The following is a 19,030-nucleotide window of genomic DNA, read 5'->3' as shown; positions in this document are numbered from 1 at the left end:
TTTTCCGCCTCTATCAAATAAATTTTTTACCATGTTAAAACAAATCATTTGATTCACCATTTCGGCTAAAAAACCTTCCGCCATAGCGGAATTCTCCGCAGCAAATCGCTCAATCCAAAACAGGACGGCAATACGATCAGGGTCATTAGGAATGTCTTGAGCAACGGCCGAAGCGGGATCTCACGGGCTAACAAAGTCAGGCCCACGAGAATCGGCGCATGAAATACGTAGACCGCGAAAGCATTCCGGGTCAAGAAACCGGCGATTTTCCCCTGACGGTTGAACTTCTCCCGAAATAAGACCAATAATCCCAAACAGATCCCAATACAGAAAAAAGATTCCCAAAAGGCGTAGGCCGCTGCTTGCCAATAAAGCCCTCCATAGTACGGAGTCATATTCGTCAATGCCCCGCCGAGTAGAATCAACATTATCCAAAAAGGAATCCCCACTAACCAAGCCATTTTAAACCAAGCGATTCCGAATGAATAGGGGATGTTCAGGAACCAATTCCGACGATAAGCGACGATTCCCACGCTGAAAAGGAAGATATATTGCGGGAAAAAACAGAGTTTCATGTTGAATACCGATGTCCCGAAAGGATAAACCAATCTTACGAAAAAACTGATTACCGCCAGGACAATAATGGACAGGATCACCCACGGATGGGTAACCGTTGTAGACCGCGGGGGCCGCGGGGATGAAGGCCGGATGAACGAAAGAAGCCGCCTGATCCCGGCATAGAGGAGTATAAATATCAACAAAGCCAACGCAAACCACAGGGGCCCGGAATAAGTAACGAACTGAAATGATTTGATGTAATGCCAATACCCCGTCAAGGTAGGCATGGGGTTTCTCGGGTTGAAAAACCAGGCTATCGCGGTGATCAGCGGTTGCAGCAACCCCATATGCACAAGCGTTGGAATCCCCAACCGAGCCGACCTATCCAGTACAAACCTTCCCATGCCTTTTTTATCATAGGAGCCGGGCGCGAAATATCCGGCGATCAAAAAAAGCAAGCCCATGAAATAGGCTTGGGTAAAGGTAATAAACGCCACAAAAATAATTTGGGAAGCAGGATCCAGCGCTCTATTTTCAGTATAATACCAGTCACCGACCTGCCCGTAGGTCAGGCTAAGGTGAAACATCACTACCAACACGATCATGAGCCAGCGGATATTGTCGATAAACCACAATCTGCCGCCGTCGCTAGTAAGTGCAGCCGGGAATATTGCGCTGCCGGATCTGGTTTGAATCTGCATGGTTACCTCCCTTCATTGCAACCGAAGTGATTCATTCGCTTGACTTTTCCCGAAAACGAGTCCGGAATCTTTCTATTTCTATTGACCTGACCTATTTTCTAAATTATTTCTGCGATTACTGTTTACCTCCTGCCATAATTTTTACATTTTAACATCAAACCCCATTCGCATCGGCGTTCCCGACCCGATTTCATCCTTACCTCCTATTTCACCGCTATTGAATTGAACAGGTAATGGATTTCGGACTATTTTTTTTATCAACTTTTCGCCACTCAAACAAACCCCATACCGATGCCGCGAAGTACACCACTTGCATGAGGAAGAGCGCATAAATATGGGCATTCCACAGGAACAGGCCAAAAACCAGATCGCCGCTGATCCAGAAATACCAGCAATAACGATGTTGGCGCGCGGTCAGCCAATTGGCGACGATTAACAGGCTCACCGCCAGCAGTTCGCAATAGCTATTCAGTCCGGTAAACCTGGTTTTCAGAACGGCCAAGCTAAAAATGATCAGCGATATCAGCGTACCGGTGTGCTCTAGTAACGGCGGAATCGGTTTTTGGGCTCGCTCCAACCGCCAACGGATAATCCCGTAACCCGAAAACAGGAAATAAGTAACTTGCAAACCCGCGGCAATCAATAGCGACCGCTCCATAAAAAGAAACAACCACATGATGTTGCAGACCATCCCACAACACCAGCACCAGATGCTTTTCTTAATCAGCAGGATTGCTCCGGCGGTCCCGATGGCCACGCTGATGGCGTCGTATAGCGATATTCCCCATTGCTCCATGGCATTTCCATTCCTTTCGGCATCAAATGGTAAAAACTAGATCTCTCACTCATGGTTGTTATGGTATAGTAGAAGTAGCCATTTCGAAAGGACATATTTCCGGTGCCATCATGAGAAAATATGAGGATTACCAAGAAACCCGCCGCTTTCTGGCCCAATATCAATTAGATCAGTATTTTGGGGAACGGTTTGTCAAAGAGTTCTCTATCTGCGCGTATGGGGAAAATGAGTATATCTTGGTGGCGGAAGAAGCAAATTCCGATATCCTGATCCTGGTGGAAGGAACCGCTCTGGTTACGGTACTGTCGGAGGATGGCGACGAATTGATCATCTGCTTGAGAAGGCCGTTTGATGTATTTGGGGACATTGAGTTTGTTTTGGGGGACCGCTATATCCTTAACAATGTGACGGCCAAGACCCCCTGCAAGCTGCTGAGCCTGCCCAAAGAGTGGGCAGCCAGGGAACTCCATCATCATGCCGGCTTTTACCGGCTGATCTCCCTCACCTTAGCCAACAAATTACGCGAGACTTCGATCAAGTACAATCGGAATCTGCTATACCCGCTACGGATCCGTCTCGCCCGCTTTTTGGAAGAGAGCGCCGCTGACGAGGGTCTTTTGCAGACCCTGCAATATAACGAGCTAGCTAAACTGCTGGGGGTCACCGACCGCCAGTTGCGCAGGGTGTTGGCGGAATTCGAGGAGCTGGGAATCATCGCTCGCGACCGCCGCGGCATCCGGATCAAGGATCTCCGGCGGTTGCAAGACATCGGTTGAACCGGTCCTGATCCGGGCGGTGGCGATTTTGGAGACCAACCCGAGACCGCGAGAGTATCCTCATCAAGAGAATCGTCGGGCGCAACCGGGACCCTGGGATTCAGGAAAGCCAGAATTCTTTGTTCAGCAGATCGATGGACAACACCTTGATGACGCCGTCCCGGCATTCGGCAATCCCTTTCTCCGTCAGTTCGCCGAGGATCTGTTCCACGCTTTGCTCCGTCGCTCCCAATGTCTCCACCAACAGCTTCTTTTGGATCGGCCCGTCCTCGCCATGTAAGTATCCAAGCAGGTTCATCAGGCGGTATTTCAACGGATATAGCCCGTCTTCGGCGCTTTTTTTGATCAGAAGGTAAAAATTATTGCATAGCAGCTTATGAACATAGAGGCTAAACCGGTGATCCTCACTCAACCACCGCTCGTACATCGGCTGCGGCACCGCGAGCACCGTCGAATCCTCAATCGCTTCCAAGGTTCCGATGTAGGGCATGCCGCCCAACAATGTTTCGACCTCGCCCACGATTTGACCGGCATGCTGAATGAGCAGAAAATACTTGGCTCCCAAAGGATTGCAGAGATAGGCCTTTAAGTTGCCTTTCAAGATAATATAAACGTATTGCGACGTTTCGCCCTGGCAAAATAAAATCTCGCCGGTCTTCAGCGTCTTAATCTCCGATTGACGGTATACCTCCGGCGGACAGTCCTTAATCAATTGCCGCAGGACCGAGATATCAAGGAATGCATTCATCCCATTATCAACCTCCTACTACCATTATAAGGCAAAATCAATTTTTGAAAAGGACCTTAGTCTAAAAGAGCTGTGATAAACCCGGCTAAAAGCCGGAAGGGTCACAGCGATTGCCTGAAGCAAGTGATAAAGTCGTTTTAAATCTTTTTATGAGCTGATTTCCGTTTCGAGAGACTTTATCACATGGCTTCTAAAAGCGTTGTGATAAACCCTGTCCGAAGGTCAGGGTGAACACAAAAGCTCAGAGAAGCAAGTGATAAAGTCGTTTTGAAATCCTCTTGCCAGTCGAATCGTTTGGAAAGAGACTTTATCACATGGCTTCTAATCCGAGGCATAAAAAATCCCGGCCAAAAACCGGGATCATCAAGAGGATATTTGAAAGAGAGAATCATTTTGATTTTCCGTCCGGCTGCCAACCGATCAATCGCTCCGCCGCCCGCACCGCTTCCTCAGTCACCCGGAGCGGCGTGCCTTGAAAGAGTGGGCTGGTCAGACCGGTTTGATGCCATTTCTCTTCCGCCAGGCTATTGAAGGGCAGCACTTCCAGGCGCTCCAGATTCGGCAGCTGTCGCGCCATGCCGGCCAGCGCTGCCAAGGCCTCGGACTGGTCGCTCCAGCCGGGGATCAACACATAGCGCAGCCACACCGGAATGGGCAAGCGCGCCAAAGCCCGCCAGTTCTGGGAGATGTCCCGGGAATTGCAATGCGGCGCCAGCCGTTCCGGAGACAAGGGGTGCTTGATGGAGAAAATGACCAGATCGGCCGCAGTTGCGATTCGAATGAAAGTCTCCGGCGGCCCCCAACCGGAAGTATCCAAGGCCACGTGCCAGCCGGCCCGTTTCGCCCGCTCCATCAGTTCCAAGGCGAATTGCGGTTGAAACAGCGGTTCTCCGCCGCTGAGCGTCAGCCCCGGTTGACGCAGAAAAGGCCGAAAGCGCTCCAGGCGGCGCAATAGTACCTCAACTTCCAGCTCCTCACCGCCCGTAGCGGCCCAGGAATCCGGATTATGGCAGAATACGCAGCCCATCGGGCATCCCTGAAAAAAAACCACCGCGCGGGATCCCGGACCATCGACCGTGGAAAAACTTTGAATGGATTGAATTTTTCCCAAAGAGAACGCTCCTCCCTAAGCGTAGCGGGGCAAACGCCGCGCTGCGTTCCATGAATGAGTCTCCCTCGTGGAGTCTCACCGGATTTTCCGAAAATCAGCATACTTGGCAATGATGCCGGCATTGATGATCCCTAGAATATTAAATTCGATCACCGCCATGATATTGGAGAGCGGATCGCCTCTTCCTTCGATAGCGATGTGCAACAAATGCATAAAGAAGCCCACCGTCCCCATCCAGTACATCGCCCCGACACCGATGCCTTTCAGGATATAGTAATCCTTGCCGGTAAAGCGCAGCGTGTAGGCTACCGCGATCCCAAAGGTGGCCCCTAGGATGAATTGGCCGATGAAGCCGATCAGATACCCGACCGGCGTGTGGACCAGTTCCGGATTGAGAAAAATGGCCGCCGCCGTCTCCCAGGTCGTTATGAATTGAAAACCCATCCAGCGGACGATCAAGATAACGAGCGTCATAACCGCCGACGAAATGCATCCGGCAATCGTTCCGATTGTGATGGTATCCCGCATCGTATGCACCTTTTGAATGATTTTTGACGATTTACGGACGATTTCTCATTGAAAGCTGAATTGAGAAATCGCTACTTCCGGCACAAGCTCATGCCGGAACATCCAATCAAAATTTTGGAGTAGAATAAAGAAACCCATGCTCAAATGAGTATTCCCTCCGCTGACAGAACTATACAACATACGCCCGCTGTCTCCGGGCAATACTGGATTTATATAGCGGTTTATCACCGTTTGGGAGGTTTTCTTATGGGCTTATCCATCGCCGGCATCGGATATTATTTGCCGGATCATCAAATTACCAATGACCAGTTGCTTCAGATGCTCAGGACCCGAGGCGGTCCGGACGTTGATATCGAAAAATTAGCGAAAAAGCTCACGCTCAACCAAGCGGAGCTGCGCCATTTCAAAGCTCCGGGGGAAAGCGGGGCCGACATGGCGGCCCAAGCGGCCCAAAATTGCCTGGCCAAGACGAACTTTGACCCCCGGGATCTGGACTTCATTCTCTACGTCGGAATGCTGCGCGATTATGTGGAGCCGGCCATGGCCATTATCCTGCAGGACCGGCTGGGCGCAAACCGCGCCCATGCCTTTGATCTGTCCAACGCCTGCAATAGTTTTTTAAACGGCATGGAGATCGCCGACCTCTATATCAAAAGCGGCAAATACCGGAATGCTCTAATCGTCGCCGCCGAGGACGGATCGGAGCGGATCCCGTGGCATTTGTTCGATTCCGGGGAGAACCTCTCCGGTTTCTCGGCATTGACCATCTCCGACGGCGCTGCCGCCATGTTGCTGCGGGATGACCCGGAGCATCGGGGGTTCACGGAATTTGATTTCGAGACTTACGGCCAGTATAACGACCTCTGCCGGGTAAAGATCGGCAAGGAAAGGGACGACCTGAAGATCCTGGTCAAAAGCAAACGGCTGGCCATGACCGCCCTGGAGATCTTGCCCCAATTCGTGCCGGCCTTTTTGGAAAAGGCCCGAAACATACTGGGGGACATCGACATTTGGTTTTTTCATCAGGTGACCGGCGATCCGCGCAAGTTCTGGGGCGATCTGGATGAAAACCTGGTTCAAAAGGCCTATAACACCTTTTCGCGAGTGGGCAATACCGGCAGCGCCTCCATTCCGCTGGGCATGGCGCTGGCGGAGGAGAACGGCCGTTTAAAACGGGGCGATCGCGTCGCCGCAGTGGTCGGCGCATCCGGTTTCAGCTGCGGCGGGACCGCTTTTATTTATTGAAATGAAGCACTTTTTACCCTACATCCGCTCATAGATGGTCCGTTCAATCACTTCCAGCTGTTGTTCCCGGCTGAGTTTGATGAAGTGCACCGCATAGCCGGAGACGCGGATCGTCAGATTGGGGTAGAGTTCCGGATGATCCATCGCCTCGATCAAGGTCTCGCGGCTGTAGACATTGACATTGATATGGTGCCCCAAAGCTCCGAAATAGCCGTCGATCAGGGCCAGCAGATTCAGGACCCGCTCCTCGGGCCGGTCGCCCAACGCCCGCGGGGTAATCGAAAAAGTATACGAGATCCCGTCGCGGCAGATGTCATAGGGCAATTTGGCGACCGAACGCATCGCCGCAACCACTCCGGCCTTTTCGCGGCCGTGCATCGGATTGGCGCCCGGGGCGAAGGGTTTCCCGGCCGGCCGGCCGTCCGGCGTGGGGCCGGTCTTCTTGCCGTACACTACATTGGAAGTAATGGTCAAAATGGAAAGGGTCGGCAAGGCATCCCGGTAGATCGGTTGGGCGGCCAGCGAATTGTAGAAGTAACGGATCACCCGGACCGCCAGGCCGTCGACCCGGTCGTCGTCATTGCCGTAGCATGGGAAGTCGCCGGTGGCCACGAACTCCTGGGCGATGCCCCGTTCATCGCGGACCACCTTGACCTTGCCGTAACGGATCGCGCTCAGCGAGTCCGCTACCACCGACAGGCCGGCCATTCCGAAGGCCATATGACGGTGGGGTTGCGAATCCAGCAGAGCCATCTGAACCCGTTCATAATTATATTTATCGTGCATATAGTGGATGCAGTTCATCGTGCGGCTATAGAGAACCGACAGCCAGGTCAAGACGCGTTCGTAATTGCTCCAAACCTGGTCCCAGTCCAGATAGTCGCCGCTCAATTCCGGCACTTCCAGGACTGGTTCGCCAGTGGCTTCATCCCTGCCGCCATTCAGTGCCAGCAGCAATGCTTTGGCCAGATTGGCCCGGGCGCCGAAAAACTGCATATCCTTCCCCAACCGGGTCGCGGAGACGCAGCAGGAGATGGCGTAGTCATCCCCAAAGACCGGCCGCATCAATTCATCGTTCTCAAATTGGAGCGCCGAGGTTTCGATGGCCAGCCCGGCGCAGAATTCCCGGAAATTCTGGGGCAGGCGGGGGCTGGAGAGCACCGTCAGGTTGGGTTCGGGCGCCGGCCCGAGATTTTTTAAGGTCTGCAGCCAGCGAAAGTCCGTCTTGGTCACCAACGGCCGGCCATCCTCGCCCATCCCGCCCAATGATTCGGTGATCCAGGTCGGATCGCCGGCGAACAGTTGATCGTACTCCGGGGTTCGCAAATGCCGCACCAGCCGCAATTTGATAACCAGCTGATCAATGAGTTCCTGAGCCTGAGCCTCGTCGATCAACCCTTCCCGCAGATCACGCTCGATGAAAATATCCAAAAACGGGCTGGTATGGCCGAAGGACATCGCCGCCCCGTTCTGCTCCTTGACCGCGCATAGGAAGGCCATGTACAACCACTGCACCGCTTCCCGGGCATTGGCGGCCGGACGGGAGATATCGAAGCCATAAGCCTGGCCGAGTTCGATCATCCGCTCCAGCGCCCGTACCTGATCGGCAATGTCCTCCCGCAGATGAATGGCGGTATCATCGACATTGTCCAAAGCGTAAAGGTCCTTCCGCTTCTCCTCCATCAACCGCTCGGCCCCGTAAAGCGCCAGCCGGCGGTAATCTCCGATCAGCCTGCCCCGGCCGTAAGCGTCGGGCAGGCCGGTGATGATCCCGAGTTTTCGGGCTTGCCGCATCGCCGGGGTGTAAATCCGGAAGATGGCTTCATTCTGGGTCCGCCGGTAGCGGGTGAAGATCTTGGCCATCGTCGGGTCCGGCTTGATATTTCGCGCCGCGCAGGACGCTTCGACCATCCGCCAGCCGCCCCAGGGATTGACCATCCGTTTCAAGGGTTGATCGGTCTGGAGTCCCACAATAACCTCGTCTTCCCGTTGAATGTACCCGGGAGGCCAGGCCGTGATCCCGGCCACCCGGCGGGTATCGATGGCCAGCACTCCGCCGGCGGCCCGTTCCTCCTCCATCAGCTCCAGGCAACGCCGCCAGAGCCGGCCGGTCTTCTCCGAAGCGCCGGTTAAAAAATCCGCCGTGCCATAATAAGGTTGATAGTTATCCCGTACAAACTCCGCCACATCGATTCGATCGCGCCAAACCTGACCGTTAAAATCCCGCCATGGCTCCATCATCTCTTCCTCCTTTATGGACAGCCCAATAAAAAAGCCGCCCAGGCATATTGTGCCCAGGCGGCCGGCTAAAAACGATTCCCGTATTCCCTCGTGGTGACCCACTGTTTCCGCCAGTCATACGGGTTGAATGGATGATTTAATTGTACCCAATTTCCGGGGGGAAGTCAAGGGATCCTTCCTAGAAGCGTTGTGATAAACCCTGTCCGAAGGCCAGGGTGAACACAAAAGCTCAGAGAAGCAAGTGATAAAGTCGATTTTTTATCCTTTGAAAGAGTGATTCCGAATTTGAGGACTTTATCACATGGCTTCCAGACCGTGTGAAACAAATGCCTGGAGGCACTATAGGATCGGGCTTCGCCTCGGCATTACGGCTTCAGCCGACGAGCCGCAAAGCGAGTGGCCGAATGGAAATAAAAAAAAGACTCATTCTGTAACGAATGAGACAACGAAAAGGAGTAATTTGATGATTGTCATAACGAAAGGATGCCGTTCTATCGTTTCTTTTGCCCCCAACCGCCTTACTTTTCTTATTGTAAAGGAGATCCGCAATCATGAATAGCGACAATACCTCATTTTCAAGCGACAAAATATGAGTTGCCAGCCATCCGAACGAAACCCCGATCGTGGAGAAGCCCGGAATATGCCGCAAAGGCGCCCCCTATGTCCGCTTCATCCACTTTCTGTTTCCGCTGCTAACTTCGAGGAGGAACCCGGTCAAATGGATAGAAATTAACGGGTAGACTGATCTTTTGGCTGAGATGCCGGATTTTAACGGAGGAAATCGATGAATCGCTACGAAGCGAAACTCAAGGACTTTATGACGGCCCGTCATATCCGAGCCGAACAATTGATATTCACCCAATCCTGCCACTCGGTCCAGGAAGCGGCGAGCGCCGCCGGCGCTTCTCCGGAAGATTTTGTGAAAAACATTTGCCTGGTGAGCGGGGAAGGCAATCTCATTGTGGCCATCGTTAAGGGCGAGGATAGCGCCAGCCGCTCCCGGGTCGGAAAAGCCTTGCGCGAGGACCCGCCCCGAACCGCCACCGCGGACGAAATTCTCGAAAAAACGGGATTCCCTTGCGGCGGCGTTCCCTCTTTCGGCTATTGCGCCACGTTTCTCGTCGATCCGAAAGTGCTGGAAAAGGAGATCGTTTATACCGGCGGGGGTTCGCCATGTTCCCTGGTGCGGATCGCCAGCCGGGAACTGATCCGGTCAAACAACGCAACCATTATTCGGATCCGAAGGTAAAAACTTAACCAGTCCGGGCGCTTTTCAGAGGGCAAAGATTGATGCTCCAATTTTCTCCGTCAACGTCTGTCTATTCTAACATTTTTGAAAAAATAACGGATAGCAATATAAAATTACGATGTTTCCTGATATATTAAAATTATAATTTTACTTTCAAAAGCGAAGATTTAAAAAATCTCCGCTGGAAAGGAAGAAACCATGATTTGGAAAGAAAAATATAATTTGGGGGTTCCCCTGATCGATGCGCAGCACCGGGAACTTTTCAGCCGGGTCACCGATTTTGTGGAAACCTTACGCAAACCGGTCCGCTGGGAAGAAAAAGTGGACAATGTCAATCAAACGCTGAATTTCATGAAAGACTACGTGGTAACCCACTTTCATGATGAAGAGGCTTACCAGCGCAAAATCGGATATCTGGAATTCGAGGCGCACCGGAAAATCCATAACGACATGGTCGAGTATGTCGTGAATATTGCCAAGCAATATGAAAAAGAGGGTTATCAGGAGCAACTGATGCAACAATTTGCCGGCAAGCTTTTGGCCTGGCTCATCAACCATGTCGCGGCGGAAGACCAAAAGATTGCCTCGTTTGCCAAGGCGAAGGGGGTGGAATGCAATGGCTGACGAACTTTACCGTCTCTTCTTCCATGCCACGCAAGACGTATTCTCCCTGATGCTCGACCTGAATCATATTTCGGAGGTCCTGGATGGCAAGAAGGAAGATACCGGCTCCAGCGGGAAAATCAATATTTCCATCGGCGTGGTCGGCGATCTGCAAGGAGAAATTATTTACCACTTCCCCAAAGAGACCTCGCTTGAAATGGTAAAAATCATGAGCGGCATGGATTTTCCGGAAGTCGATGATTTTGTTACCTCCGCAATCGGCGAGATCACCAATATCATCAGCGGCAAAGCGCTGATGGCCCTCTCCGAAAAAAAGGTCTCCTGCGACATCCTGCCGCCGAAAATTGTGATTGACGGCCAGGTGAGCGAGGATTCCGCCCCATCGTCATCCAGCGCCCGGATCTGTACCGACATCGGCGAAATTGACTTGGATGTAAGGCTCAACCGTAAACAAGCATAAACGGAACCGTCCTTGATTCAAGTTAAATTCTGTGCCTCCAATCTATCGCAACCTCGGACTGAGCAATCAGTCTTTTTTCTTGCCTCCGATGATGAGGCGGACGGTCCGATAAACTCGCCAAACTTTCCAACTTACTTGCCGTTCAAAAACCCCACTGTTTCGATAAAAATGGCATAATCAACCTGCAACTCCCCGGATAAAAGGCCCGTTATGAAAAATAACGGTTTTTTTTATGGGTTGATAACCCGCCGGGAAATCACCAATTCTCACGGAAGGAATGCGTACATGCGGAAGTTTGATATTTCGTTTATCAAAGCGGGATGGGGGCTAACCCGTGAATACTGGCGCTCGACCGAAAGATGGCTGGCCGGTGGTTTATTGGCGGCTATCGTCGCGCTGAATTTAGGGGACGTCTATTTGCTGGTGCGGTTGAATGAATGGAATAACGGCTTTTACAATGCCTTGCAACGTTATGACCAAAAGGCTTTTTTCGGCGCGCTGGGCACGTTTTCGATTCTCGCCGGAATTTACATCCTGGTTGCCGTCTACGAGCTATACTTCCAGCAAATGCTGGAGATCCGCTGGCGTCGCTGGATGACGGAGCATTATCTCCAAAACTGGCTGCGGAAACAGCATTATTACCGGATGCAGCTGCAGAACAATGGCTCCGACAACCCGGACCAACGGATTAGCGAAGACATCCGTTTATTTGTGTCTTCAACCTTAACGCTCTCCCTGGGCCTTTTGAAAGCGGTGGTCACGTTGATTTCGTTTACCGCGATCTTGTGGAATCTCTCCGGCGTATTGACCATTCCATTGGCCCAGGGCAAAGTCGCGATTCCCGGTTATATGGTCTGGACCGCGGCCGGATATGCCATCCTTGGAACCTGGTTAACCGCCAAAATCGGCCGTCCGCTGGTGAAACTCAATTTTAACCAACAGCGTTATGAAGCGGATTTTCGTTTCAGCCTGGTACGCTTGCGTGAAAATAGTGAGAGCGTTGCTTTTTATCAGGGAGAATCCCAAGAAGAAAGCAATTTCACCGGCCGTTTCAAGAAAACGTTTGAAAACTTTTACAAATTAATGAAGCGCCAAAAAAGGCTGACCTGGTTTACCTCTTGTTACGGCCAGATTGCGATCATCTTTCCGTTCCTGGTGGCGGCCCCCCGTTTTTTCAGCCGTCAGATCCAGCTGGGCGGTTTGGTGCAGACAGCTTCCGCCTTCGGCAAGGTGCAGGACTCCCTCTCTTTCTTTGTCAGCAGTTACGCGTCCCTGGCTGAGTGGAAGGCCGTTCTCAATCGTCTGGTCGGCTTCAATCAACAGATCGACTCCATCGAGAGCAGCCGGGAACAGACGGCGTTTCAATTCATTGCCGGCAATGAACCACAGTTCACCGTATCCGGGCTGAAGGTGGGTCTCCCCAATGGCGCGATCTTATTCGACAATTTTGAATTGAAACTTCGCAAAGGCGACTCATTGTTGATCACCGGTCCTTCGGGATCGGGGAAAAGTACCCTGATGCGAACCTTCGCGGGTATCTGGCCTTTTTCTGAAGGCAAGGTCAGTATCCCCCGGGGAGAAAAGATATTGTTTCTGCCGCAGAAACCCTATCTTCCCCTCGGCACGCTCCGGGAAGTGTTGCTATACCCGTATGGAACCGGGACGGCGGCTGACGATAGACTCAAGGAGATCTTGAGCCAGTGCCAATTGGAAGAACTTATCCCATACCTGGATACCGTCGAAAACTGGAGCCAGCTTCTTTCCCTGGGAGAGCAGCAACGAATCGCGTTCGGCCGCGCTTTATTGCATCAGCCCCAATGGTTATTCCTGGATGAAGCAACATCGGCCCTGGACGAACCGCTGGAACGGACGATGTATGGCCTTCTGCAAACCAAATTGAAGGATCTGACCATCGTCAGTATCGGGCATCGCCAAACGCTGTTGGCATTGCATCAGCTGCGGCTGCATATTGACAAACGAAGCCCGCTCCATTTCTCGGATGCCCGGCAGAGCGGTGAAATCCCCCGGTATTCCCGCCGGTCAACTGCTTCTTGAAGTCTTAACCGTAAAAGACCCGGCGACTGGTATCTCCACCAGCGCCGGGTTTTATCATAACGATATCATGACACCGCCGTATATGATGGTCTCATGAAGTTATATAACCGCCTCACCGGGCGGTTATTTCACGATATGCAAATGTCTTTTCGGTTGATGCTCGCCCGCTTGACGGCATGTCTCTTTCTGCTCTTTCATCCACTTCATCATTCCCTCTTTGGAGTCCCCGTAAGGCATCCCCGCTTTTTGATAGACCTCCTCAAACTGGGCATAAAGCGTTTGACAGGATTGCGTTAACTGTTCGACCAAGGGGTTCATTGCTTGACTTAGAGCAACGGCGGCATTCCTTAGTTTCTCGCTAAGTTCGAGAAGCTGTCTTCGCTCTTCATCAGACAATGGCGATTCCCCTGCCGGGGTTTCATTCTTGATTAATTTCAAATGCCGAGAGTAACCGGAGGGTTTTTTCATACCGCGCATTCCTCTCCAATCGAATTTTTTGGCTTGGGTCCGTTATCGGTTCCGCTCGATGGGATGGCTCATATCCGCGATCGTAACGCTTATGCATATTTCCTCTTTAACTTGGCTTCTCTTTATTGTTAACTTGCTCTCTAATCTATCAATCGGTTCATCCGGGCTTTTCCATGAGTGTAAATCCCCTAAATTTACGATGTTATTATCATTGCCCGATTAACCTTGATTGATTCAAATGAGGCAGTTGCACTTTTGCATCGATATGAATATATTGCGCTATTTCGCAACGTTACGGTGCATGCTATCTCAGTTCATGTGCATGATCGCTCGATTACGGAGGATGTTCGCACAGTTACCGTGCAAGCTTCCACAGTAACTGTGCATGGTCTCGCGCTTGCCGTGCATCCTTACACAGTAGCCGTACATGGTCGCCCAGTTACGGAGGATACTTGCACGGTTGCCGGGCTGGTTCACAAAAGTGCCGTGCATGCTCGCTCAGTTGTCAAACCGGTCTGTAGAGACTGAGCAATCAGTCTTTTACTCTCGGCAGGAACCCGACGAAACACTTTTTCAAGCGTTTTTGAATATCCGGTAGGAATTTTGAAAATTATTACAGAATTAAGGTCTCAGAATCCCTTCGCAAGTTCAATTTCCCTGCCCTATTTGGAAGATGGGGCGAACGTGGTGAACTGATACCGGCAGATGGACCAGGAAGGTTACTGAGATGGATAAAAATGATCGATTAACCGGAGATTTGGAAACATTATACACTACGATCAATTTGGAAGGCATGGAAGCGATCCGCAGCGGACAAGAGAAAATCGATCCTCATTTAAACAATCTGGGACAGGATAAAAGACTCGGTTTGACCCTATTGATAACCATCAAAGGAGAAATAACGCAAGGCTTTCAATTTTTAACGGAAGAAATTCAAAAAATCGAATCCGAACAGTATTTTTACCCGGAAACAGACTTGCATATCACAATTCTGGATCTGATCAGTGCCACCGAATCGTTTGAAAAAAATGATGCTATGATCAGGGAATCAATTAAGGTAGTGCAAAATGCCATGAAAGGTTTATCGCCGTTTGATGTTCAATTTAACGGGATCATCGCCAGTAACGCTGCTATTTTAGTGAAGGGTTACGATGATGGTGGTCTTCAAAAACTGCGGAGGCGGACGAGAAAAACGGCATCCGAATACGGTATAATTTTAAAGGAAAGATACCAGAGCATTTCAGCCCATTCTACCATTGTTCGATTCAAAAAAGCCCTAAAAAACCGGGAACAATTATCGGCCGTCCTTCAACAATACCATGATTTCGATATGGGGGTCATGAAAGTGAATGAATTGGAGTTGGTCGTCCATGATTGGTATAATCGAAAAAAAGATAGCGTCCGGAAGTTGCTTTGGCTTAATTTGGCTGCAAGTGCTGGGATTTGCGGGGAAAAAAACTGAGGTCGGGATAAAAGGTGGAAAAGAGTCTTTCAGGCGGAAATTCGATTCCTTGCCTCCACCAATCTTCAGTTCTCGAATGTATCATTTACTATTACTACTGTAGATTGTAAAAACGCATACTATTCCAACACATTAAAAACATCCCTATCGTCATTGCTCAAACTATCCAGTAACCTATACCCTAAAATATCTAGAGCATCATCCTCTTTGGAATTATCGTTTGTAGGATAGTTGGATAATACCACAACCACAGTTTTATGCTCTTTGTCGATGCCAAGAAAGCTTTTATATGATGATGTACCACCGTTGTGCCATAAATAACCGGTTTGAGGGTCAATAATCCATCCTAGCCCCATGGAGAATCCAGCTTTTTTGAAAGTTCGATAGGTTTTATGGGATAAAGCAAGATAATTCGGAGAATTATGTAAGTGCATCCGGCCGTATTGCAATAAATCGGTCACAGTGGATATAAATCCGCCCGCTGCAAAGTATGCATCATCATCATTCCAGGTCCAGTAATGACTCAGATTCCCTATGCCATTTCCAAGGCGAGTTTTGGTGAGGCCAAGGTCGTTTTCAATAAAATTTTCGGCCAGTAATTTATAAGAGGTATGATATACTTCACCAAGAAGCGTACCCAATACTGCGAAGCCAAAATTAGAATACTCCCAATCATAAGGTTTGTCTTTTAAAATATGCGATTTTAGCTTATCGAGTAGCGATGCTGAATTGATTCCCCGATAGATGTTAAGCCGCTTTTTGTAAAAGTCATCATTTATCTTTTCCTGTTCTTTCTCGGATAATGTAGAAGAGTCAAATGGGTATTCCCCATACCCCGACGTATGAGTTGCAAGATGTAGAATCGTTGGGTAAAAGGTATTAGAATCCAATGGCAGATACTTTGTTATAGAATCATCTAAATTTACACGGCCGTCAGCAATTGCTTTGCAAAGCATGGAAGCGGTAAAAGTTTTCGAAATAGAACCAATTTCATATTCGTATTCAACCGGTTCCAATTCTTTTGAATTGGCGCCAAATAGCTTATAGTTTATTTTGTCCGATTTTAACACGCCAATCGTTAATTTAAGATCGCTTTTATCTCTGGCGTATCTTTGAATCATGGCGGATATCGGCGCCTCCGTGTTTTGCTTCGTTACAAACCAATCTTCAAATAAATTATAAAAAAACCATATCGCACCACTTAAACCAAATAATAAAGTAAAAATTGCTACTTTTTTTGAATAAATTTTCATTTGTACCTTTCTTTGAGCAATATTACAAAGAAGCTAGTTAGCATTCCCCAAAGCAATTCCCAAACTAAAATAAAAAAGAACTTTCGGTCTTGAAAGTCCTTGTCATTTCTGGTGCGCCCGGAGGGGCTCGAACCCCCGACCTACAGATTCGAAGTCTCCGGGCCATGTTGTTTTAGCAACATTTTCATTATTTCATAATTGAAAATTGCCAGCTAAAAGGACTGTTATTGTTTGTATCTGTTTTAATTTATTTATAGTTGCAACGGCACATTTTTAGAAAAATTCTTAGAACAGAATTTTGGCTGAACAAACAGTATTATTTTTCTTAAGGGTCAGTTCTTTATCAGTGCCTATAGCTTGGATAATTTGATGAAAATCAAAGGAAATTTCGCCATTTTCGTAATAGTATGTTAACTCAATTACTTTACGCTCTCCATGCGTATCACTTTTCACTTCCATGTCCTCCCATTAATATCACTGTTGACTCATGGAGGTCAGTGTGATATCATCTTACTGACTTATGTAAAATTAGATTCTCCTTGAAAATACTCCTGGTGCCACAGGAGTATTTTCCTATCGACCACCAAGCTTACTTCTCCCCCTCTCCTTATTATGGCTTTTTTCACTTTTAGCTTTTACCAGGTAATATGTTCTGTAAACAATTTTATTCTAATCCTATACCATTCCGTTAACAAGCGGGAAATACCTTTTAAACTGGGGAAGCTTAAAAGGTTAACGATTATTACGAACATGTGTTCGATGGTCTAATTATATAACTCTTTCTTACGTAAAAACAAGTCCCGATATCTTGGGGCTTGACATTTTAGTTAGCGCAATATATTGGCAATAAAAGTTCTCCTTAAAAAACGAATTCACGATAAATTAAGTCCGACAAAGAAAAACCCCTTTAGTTATATTATCTAAAGGGGGAATTTTTCTCAATCCTCAAAAAACCCACCAACATCCGGATCCGGCTCTCTGTTTTCCTCCGTCTCTTTGTTTCCGCCAATCTCCGATGCGGCCGGCGCCGTAAATGGCCGCTTCTTCAGTTCTTCAACTTCTTCCCGTAGAGCGGCAACCTCGGCGGCCAGATCGATAGTCTTCTCGATGGATTGCGTTTCCCGGTCGTTTTGTTCCAGAATAGCCTCAAGAATGGCGTTCGTTATCTTCTCGGTTGAGTGCCGCTCCCGCCAATCTTCGATTTCTTTCGCCCGGGGATGGTCTGGGTAATAATAACAGGTTAGGACTTGCCGAGCATTGGGGTTATCTTTGTTATGTCGGTGGTTTCCCATCTTGTTGCTCCTTTATTTCTACAAACTTTCGGAGATATGCTCCTGGATGGCGTTTAATAACAACTTTTACGATAAATTTTACTATCTCCGGATCATCCATTGTCGTATCAGTACCGACAAGTCCTGCAAAACATTCATGGACTGTCTTTCTGCCATTTCTTTTGGTTTTAGTAGCAAAATAGCGATACGTTGGCACTGGTTTTTATCCCTTCTTCCTATTCAATTCATACATAACCTTTGCACCGTAAGCATTAAGCCACTGGGCATCTTCCGGGCAATGAATATCCAGCAGATCGCCAAGCCGCCGCTGCAATTCATCACGGAGCGGACCCGCGCCGCCGCCGGCCAAGAGTAAGTGCTGGTAGTTTCCAAATTTTAACCTGGATTGGAGCTGGTTCAAAATCTTGGTGACCAGCCCGGCGTAAGCGTCCCGGAGCGCCGATCGGTAATCGATGATGTTCTTGCCGCGGTAAATCGCTTCTTGGCCGATAATGACCCGCGATAATTCAGACTGTGTGATTTCGACTCCCTGGGATTCCAGCCACTTTTGTACGTCAGCGTGGGCGTTGTATAGGCCGAGATCGAGGCTTCCGCAGTCATCATCCCGATACACGCCGCGCATCATGGATATGTAGTTGATAGTCTGATCGCCGCATTCCAAAACTAAGACATTGGCTTTCAGAAACTCGGGGTGAAGCTGGACCATGTTCTCATCGTCATAGACATATCCGAAATAGGCCATGGCACCCTCGGGAAGCACTTTGACATCGCCGATCGTAAAATCGACTGTTTCCCGGTCCGGCCCAGCCTTCTTGGTCACCGTATAGCGGCCGAGGAAAGCCTGTCGGATATGGTCCTTCTGGCGCCGCCAATCCCGCGCCGGGCAGTTGGTCAGAAGGGTAACTTGTTCGTCGCTTCTGTGCAGAAATGACGCGCAGGCCGTGACAACCAAGATGTGATTGTTTCGGTTCGTCTTGTCCGGGTCGCGCTCTTGGGCGGCGTCCTTTGATTGCTCCAGGGCCAGAGCGCCGACGAAGTATTCTTGGCCATCGATGGCCACCCAATGATACTTCGGATCCGAGAGGTTGAGATCCATGCGGAACTCTCGGGCTGGAGCGACGACGGATGGGATTAGGCGTAAAGTTTGGCCGCAAATCGCCTTAACAAATTGCCGCCCGGAATCGACGATAATAACGGTTTGTTCTTGGTTTGACAAGGTTTTTCCTCCTTCGTATTTATAGTATTTAAAAAATTTATTTTGGAATAAAGAAAAATTGAAGGTATCACCTGCTTTTATCGGCTTTATCCACCGCCTTGTTTCCTCGGCAGCTCAAGCATAGCTGTTGCCTGGCATATACCCGATCATAAATTTTTTCCTCGACCATGATTGATTTGCCACATTTCGCACAAACGAATATGAGCCGCATGGTATCACCAGCTTTCTCAAATTAGAGCCCGATCAG

19 protein-coding genes and 1 riboswitch are annotated in these 19,030 nt (G+C 49.4%); of the genes, 7 read left to right on the top strand and 12 right to left on the bottom strand.

Features of this window, described 5'->3' with window-relative positions; genetic code table 11:
- Positions 1-65 precede the first annotated feature (65 nt).
- Both EDC14_RS05525 and EDC14_RS05520 read right to left on the bottom strand, forming a co-directional pair.
- The gene (locus tag EDC14_RS05525) at positions 66-1,259 is read right to left on the bottom strand and encodes an acyltransferase family protein (protein ID WP_132013264.1); all 1,194 of its coding nucleotides are present in this window, start codon (positions 1,257-1,259) and stop codon (positions 66-68) included.
- Between the two features lie 214 nt (positions 1,260-1,473).
- On the bottom strand, positions 1,474-2,055 hold the full coding sequence (locus tag EDC14_RS05520) for a nicotinamide mononucleotide transporter family protein (protein WP_132013263.1): 582 nt from the start codon (positions 2,053-2,055) through the stop codon (positions 1,474-1,476).
- 110 nt (positions 2,056-2,165) lie between these two features.
- Here EDC14_RS05520 and EDC14_RS05515 point away from each other — a divergent pair, with 110 nt between their 5' ends.
- Entirely contained in the window at positions 2,166-2,831 is a 666-nt protein-coding gene (locus tag EDC14_RS05515) for a Crp/Fnr family transcriptional regulator (protein ID WP_165907811.1), read from the top strand.
- A 100-nt stretch (positions 2,832-2,931) separates the two neighbouring features.
- On the opposite strand, the gene EDC14_RS05510 is transcribed toward EDC14_RS05515, so the two are convergent.
- The 3 genes from EDC14_RS05510 to EDC14_RS05500 all read right to left on the bottom strand — a co-directional run bounded on the left by EDC14_RS05510 (position 2,932) and on the right by EDC14_RS05500 (position 5,218).
- Positions 2,932-3,579, bottom strand: a complete 648-nt coding sequence (locus tag EDC14_RS05510) for a Crp/Fnr family transcriptional regulator (protein ID WP_132013261.1) — start codon at positions 3,577-3,579, stop codon at positions 2,932-2,934.
- A 388-nt stretch (positions 3,580-3,967) separates the two neighbouring features.
- Positions 3,968-4,690 (bottom strand): radical SAM protein, encoded by a 723-nt coding sequence (locus EDC14_RS05505; RefSeq protein WP_132013260.1) that lies wholly within the window; start codon positions 4,688-4,690, stop codon positions 3,968-3,970.
- A gap of 75 nt (positions 4,691-4,765) precedes the next feature.
- Positions 4,766-5,218, bottom strand: a complete 453-nt coding sequence (locus EDC14_RS05500) for a hypothetical protein (protein ID WP_132013259.1) — start codon at positions 5,216-5,218, stop codon at positions 4,766-4,768.
- A 246-nt stretch (positions 5,219-5,464) separates the two neighbouring features.
- Here EDC14_RS05500 and EDC14_RS05495 point away from each other — a divergent pair, with 246 nt between their 5' ends.
- On the top strand, positions 5,465-6,463 hold the full coding sequence (locus EDC14_RS05495; RefSeq protein ID WP_165907810.1) for a 3-oxoacyl-ACP synthase III family protein: 999 nt from the start codon (positions 5,465-5,467) through the stop codon (positions 6,461-6,463).
- 18 nt (positions 6,464-6,481) lie between these two features.
- Here EDC14_RS05495 and pflB read toward each other — a convergent pair whose 3' ends face one another.
- The gene (gene pflB / locus EDC14_RS05490; protein ID WP_132013257.1) at positions 6,482-8,704 is read right to left on the bottom strand and encodes a formate C-acetyltransferase; all 2,223 of its coding nucleotides are present in this window, start codon (positions 8,702-8,704) and stop codon (positions 6,482-6,484) included.
- A gap of 44 nt (positions 8,705-8,748) precedes the next feature.
- Positions 8,749-8,832: riboswitch (ZMP/ZTP riboswitch) on the bottom strand.
- A gap of 656 nt (positions 8,833-9,488) precedes the next feature.
- Between pflB and EDC14_RS05485 the strand changes: the two genes are divergently transcribed.
- The 4 genes from EDC14_RS05485 to EDC14_RS05470 all read left to right on the top strand — a co-directional run bounded on the left by EDC14_RS05485 (position 9,489) and on the right by EDC14_RS05470 (position 13,092).
- A complete protein-coding gene (locus EDC14_RS05485; protein WP_132013256.1) occupies positions 9,489-9,953 on the top strand; it encodes an aminoacyl-tRNA deacylase in 465 nt (154 codons plus the stop codon).
- Between the two features lie 198 nt (positions 9,954-10,151).
- A complete protein-coding gene (locus EDC14_RS05480; RefSeq protein ID WP_132013255.1) occupies positions 10,152-10,577 on the top strand; it encodes a bacteriohemerythrin in 426 nt (141 codons plus the stop codon).
- Positions 10,570-11,037: a chemotaxis protein CheX gene (locus EDC14_RS05475; RefSeq protein WP_132013254.1), complete on the top strand. Its 468-nt coding sequence runs from the start codon at positions 10,570-10,572 to the stop codon at positions 11,035-11,037. Before EDC14_RS05480 ends, EDC14_RS05475 begins: the two co-directional genes overlap by 8 nt.
- A gap of 285 nt (positions 11,038-11,322) precedes the next feature.
- On the top strand, positions 11,323-13,092 hold the full coding sequence (locus EDC14_RS05470; RefSeq protein WP_132013253.1) for an ABC transporter ATP-binding protein/permease: 1,770 nt from the start codon (positions 11,323-11,325) through the stop codon (positions 13,090-13,092).
- 123 nt (positions 13,093-13,215) lie between these two features.
- On the opposite strand, the gene EDC14_RS05465 is transcribed toward EDC14_RS05470, so the two are convergent.
- Positions 13,216-13,560: a hypothetical protein gene (locus EDC14_RS05465; RefSeq protein ID WP_132013252.1), complete on the bottom strand. Its 345-nt coding sequence runs from the start codon at positions 13,558-13,560 to the stop codon at positions 13,216-13,218.
- Between the two features lie 727 nt (positions 13,561-14,287).
- On the opposite strand from EDC14_RS05465, the gene EDC14_RS05460 reads away from it, so the two are divergent.
- The gene (locus EDC14_RS05460) at positions 14,288-15,022 is read left to right on the top strand and encodes a 2'-5' RNA ligase family protein (RefSeq protein ID WP_132013251.1); all 735 of its coding nucleotides are present in this window, start codon (positions 14,288-14,290) and stop codon (positions 15,020-15,022) included.
- Positions 15,023-15,141: 119 nt separating this feature from the next.
- Here the strand turns inward: EDC14_RS05460 and EDC14_RS05455 are convergent, their stop codons facing one another.
- The 5 genes from EDC14_RS05455 to EDC14_RS05440 all read right to left on the bottom strand — a co-directional run bounded on the left by EDC14_RS05455 (position 15,142) and on the right by EDC14_RS05440 (position 18,783).
- Positions 15,142-16,275: a serine hydrolase domain-containing protein gene (locus tag EDC14_RS05455; protein WP_132013250.1), complete on the bottom strand. Its 1,134-nt coding sequence runs from the start codon at positions 16,273-16,275 to the stop codon at positions 15,142-15,144.
- Positions 16,276-16,560: 285 nt separating this feature from the next.
- Positions 16,561-16,728, bottom strand: a complete 168-nt coding sequence (locus tag EDC14_RS26660; RefSeq protein WP_165907809.1) for a hypothetical protein — start codon at positions 16,726-16,728, stop codon at positions 16,561-16,563.
- A gap of 485 nt (positions 16,729-17,213) precedes the next feature.
- Positions 17,214-17,567 carry a hypothetical protein gene (locus EDC14_RS05450; RefSeq protein WP_132013249.1) on the bottom strand — a complete coding sequence of 118 codons (354 nt, stop codon included), beginning with the start codon at positions 17,565-17,567 and terminating at the stop codon, positions 17,214-17,216.
- Entirely contained in the window at positions 17,548-17,763 is a 216-nt protein-coding gene (locus tag EDC14_RS05445) for a hypothetical protein (RefSeq protein ID WP_132013248.1), read from the bottom strand. The genes EDC14_RS05450 and EDC14_RS05445 overlap by 20 nt, the downstream gene beginning before the upstream one ends.
- Positions 17,764-17,769: 6 nt before the next feature.
- Entirely contained in the window at positions 17,770-18,783 is a 1,014-nt protein-coding gene (locus EDC14_RS05440; RefSeq protein WP_132013247.1) for a ParM/StbA family protein, read from the bottom strand.
- Positions 18,784-19,030 lie beyond the last annotated feature (247 nt).

Source organism: Hydrogenispora ethanolica (genome assembly GCF_004340685.1).
GTDB classification, from domain to species: domain Bacteria; phylum Bacillota; class UBA4882; order UBA8346; family UBA8346; genus Hydrogenispora; species Hydrogenispora ethanolica.
The sequence above is the reverse complement of the archived record's forward strand: the minus strand, read 5'-3'. Positions and strand labels throughout refer to the sequence as shown.

Coding starts and splice junctions, on each gene's coding strand:
- EDC14_RS05525 (WP_132013264.1), bottom strand. CDS start 1,259: ATGCAGATTCAAACCAGATCCGGCAGCGCAATATTCCCGGCTGCACTT.
- EDC14_RS05520 (WP_132013263.1), bottom strand. CDS start 2,055: ATGGAGCAATGGGGAATATCGCTATACGACGCCATCAGCGTGGCCATC.
- EDC14_RS05515 (WP_165907811.1), top strand. CDS start 2,166: ATGAGAAAATATGAGGATTACCAAGAAACCCGCCGCTTTCTGGCCCAA.
- EDC14_RS05510 (WP_132013261.1), bottom strand. CDS start 3,579: ATGAATGCATTCCTTGATATCTCGGTCCTGCGGCAATTGATTAAGGAC.
- EDC14_RS05500 (WP_132013259.1), bottom strand. CDS start 5,218: ATGCGGGATACCATCACAATCGGAACGATTGCCGGATGCATTTCGTCG.
- EDC14_RS05495 (WP_165907810.1), top strand. CDS start 5,465: ATGGGCTTATCCATCGCCGGCATCGGATATTATTTGCCGGATCATCAA.
- pflB (WP_132013257.1), bottom strand. CDS start 8,704: ATGATGGAGCCATGGCGGGATTTTAACGGTCAGGTTTGGCGCGATCGA.
- EDC14_RS05485 (WP_132013256.1), top strand. CDS start 9,489: ATGAATCGCTACGAAGCGAAACTCAAGGACTTTATGACGGCCCGTCAT.
- EDC14_RS05480 (WP_132013255.1), top strand. CDS start 10,152: ATGATTTGGAAAGAAAAATATAATTTGGGGGTTCCCCTGATCGATGCG.
- EDC14_RS05475 (WP_132013254.1), top strand. CDS start 10,570: ATGGCTGACGAACTTTACCGTCTCTTCTTCCATGCCACGCAAGACGTA.
- EDC14_RS05470 (WP_132013253.1), top strand. CDS start 11,323: ATGCGGAAGTTTGATATTTCGTTTATCAAAGCGGGATGGGGGCTAACC.
- EDC14_RS05465 (WP_132013252.1), bottom strand. CDS start 13,560: ATGAAAAAACCCTCCGGTTACTCTCGGCATTTGAAATTAATCAAGAAT.
- EDC14_RS05460 (WP_132013251.1), top strand. CDS start 14,288: ATGGATAAAAATGATCGATTAACCGGAGATTTGGAAACATTATACACT.
- EDC14_RS05455 (WP_132013250.1), bottom strand. CDS start 16,275: ATGAAAATTTATTCAAAAAAAGTAGCAATTTTTACTTTATTATTTGGT.
- EDC14_RS05450 (WP_132013249.1), bottom strand. CDS start 17,567: ATGGGAAACCACCGACATAACAAAGATAACCCCAATGCTCGGCAAGTC.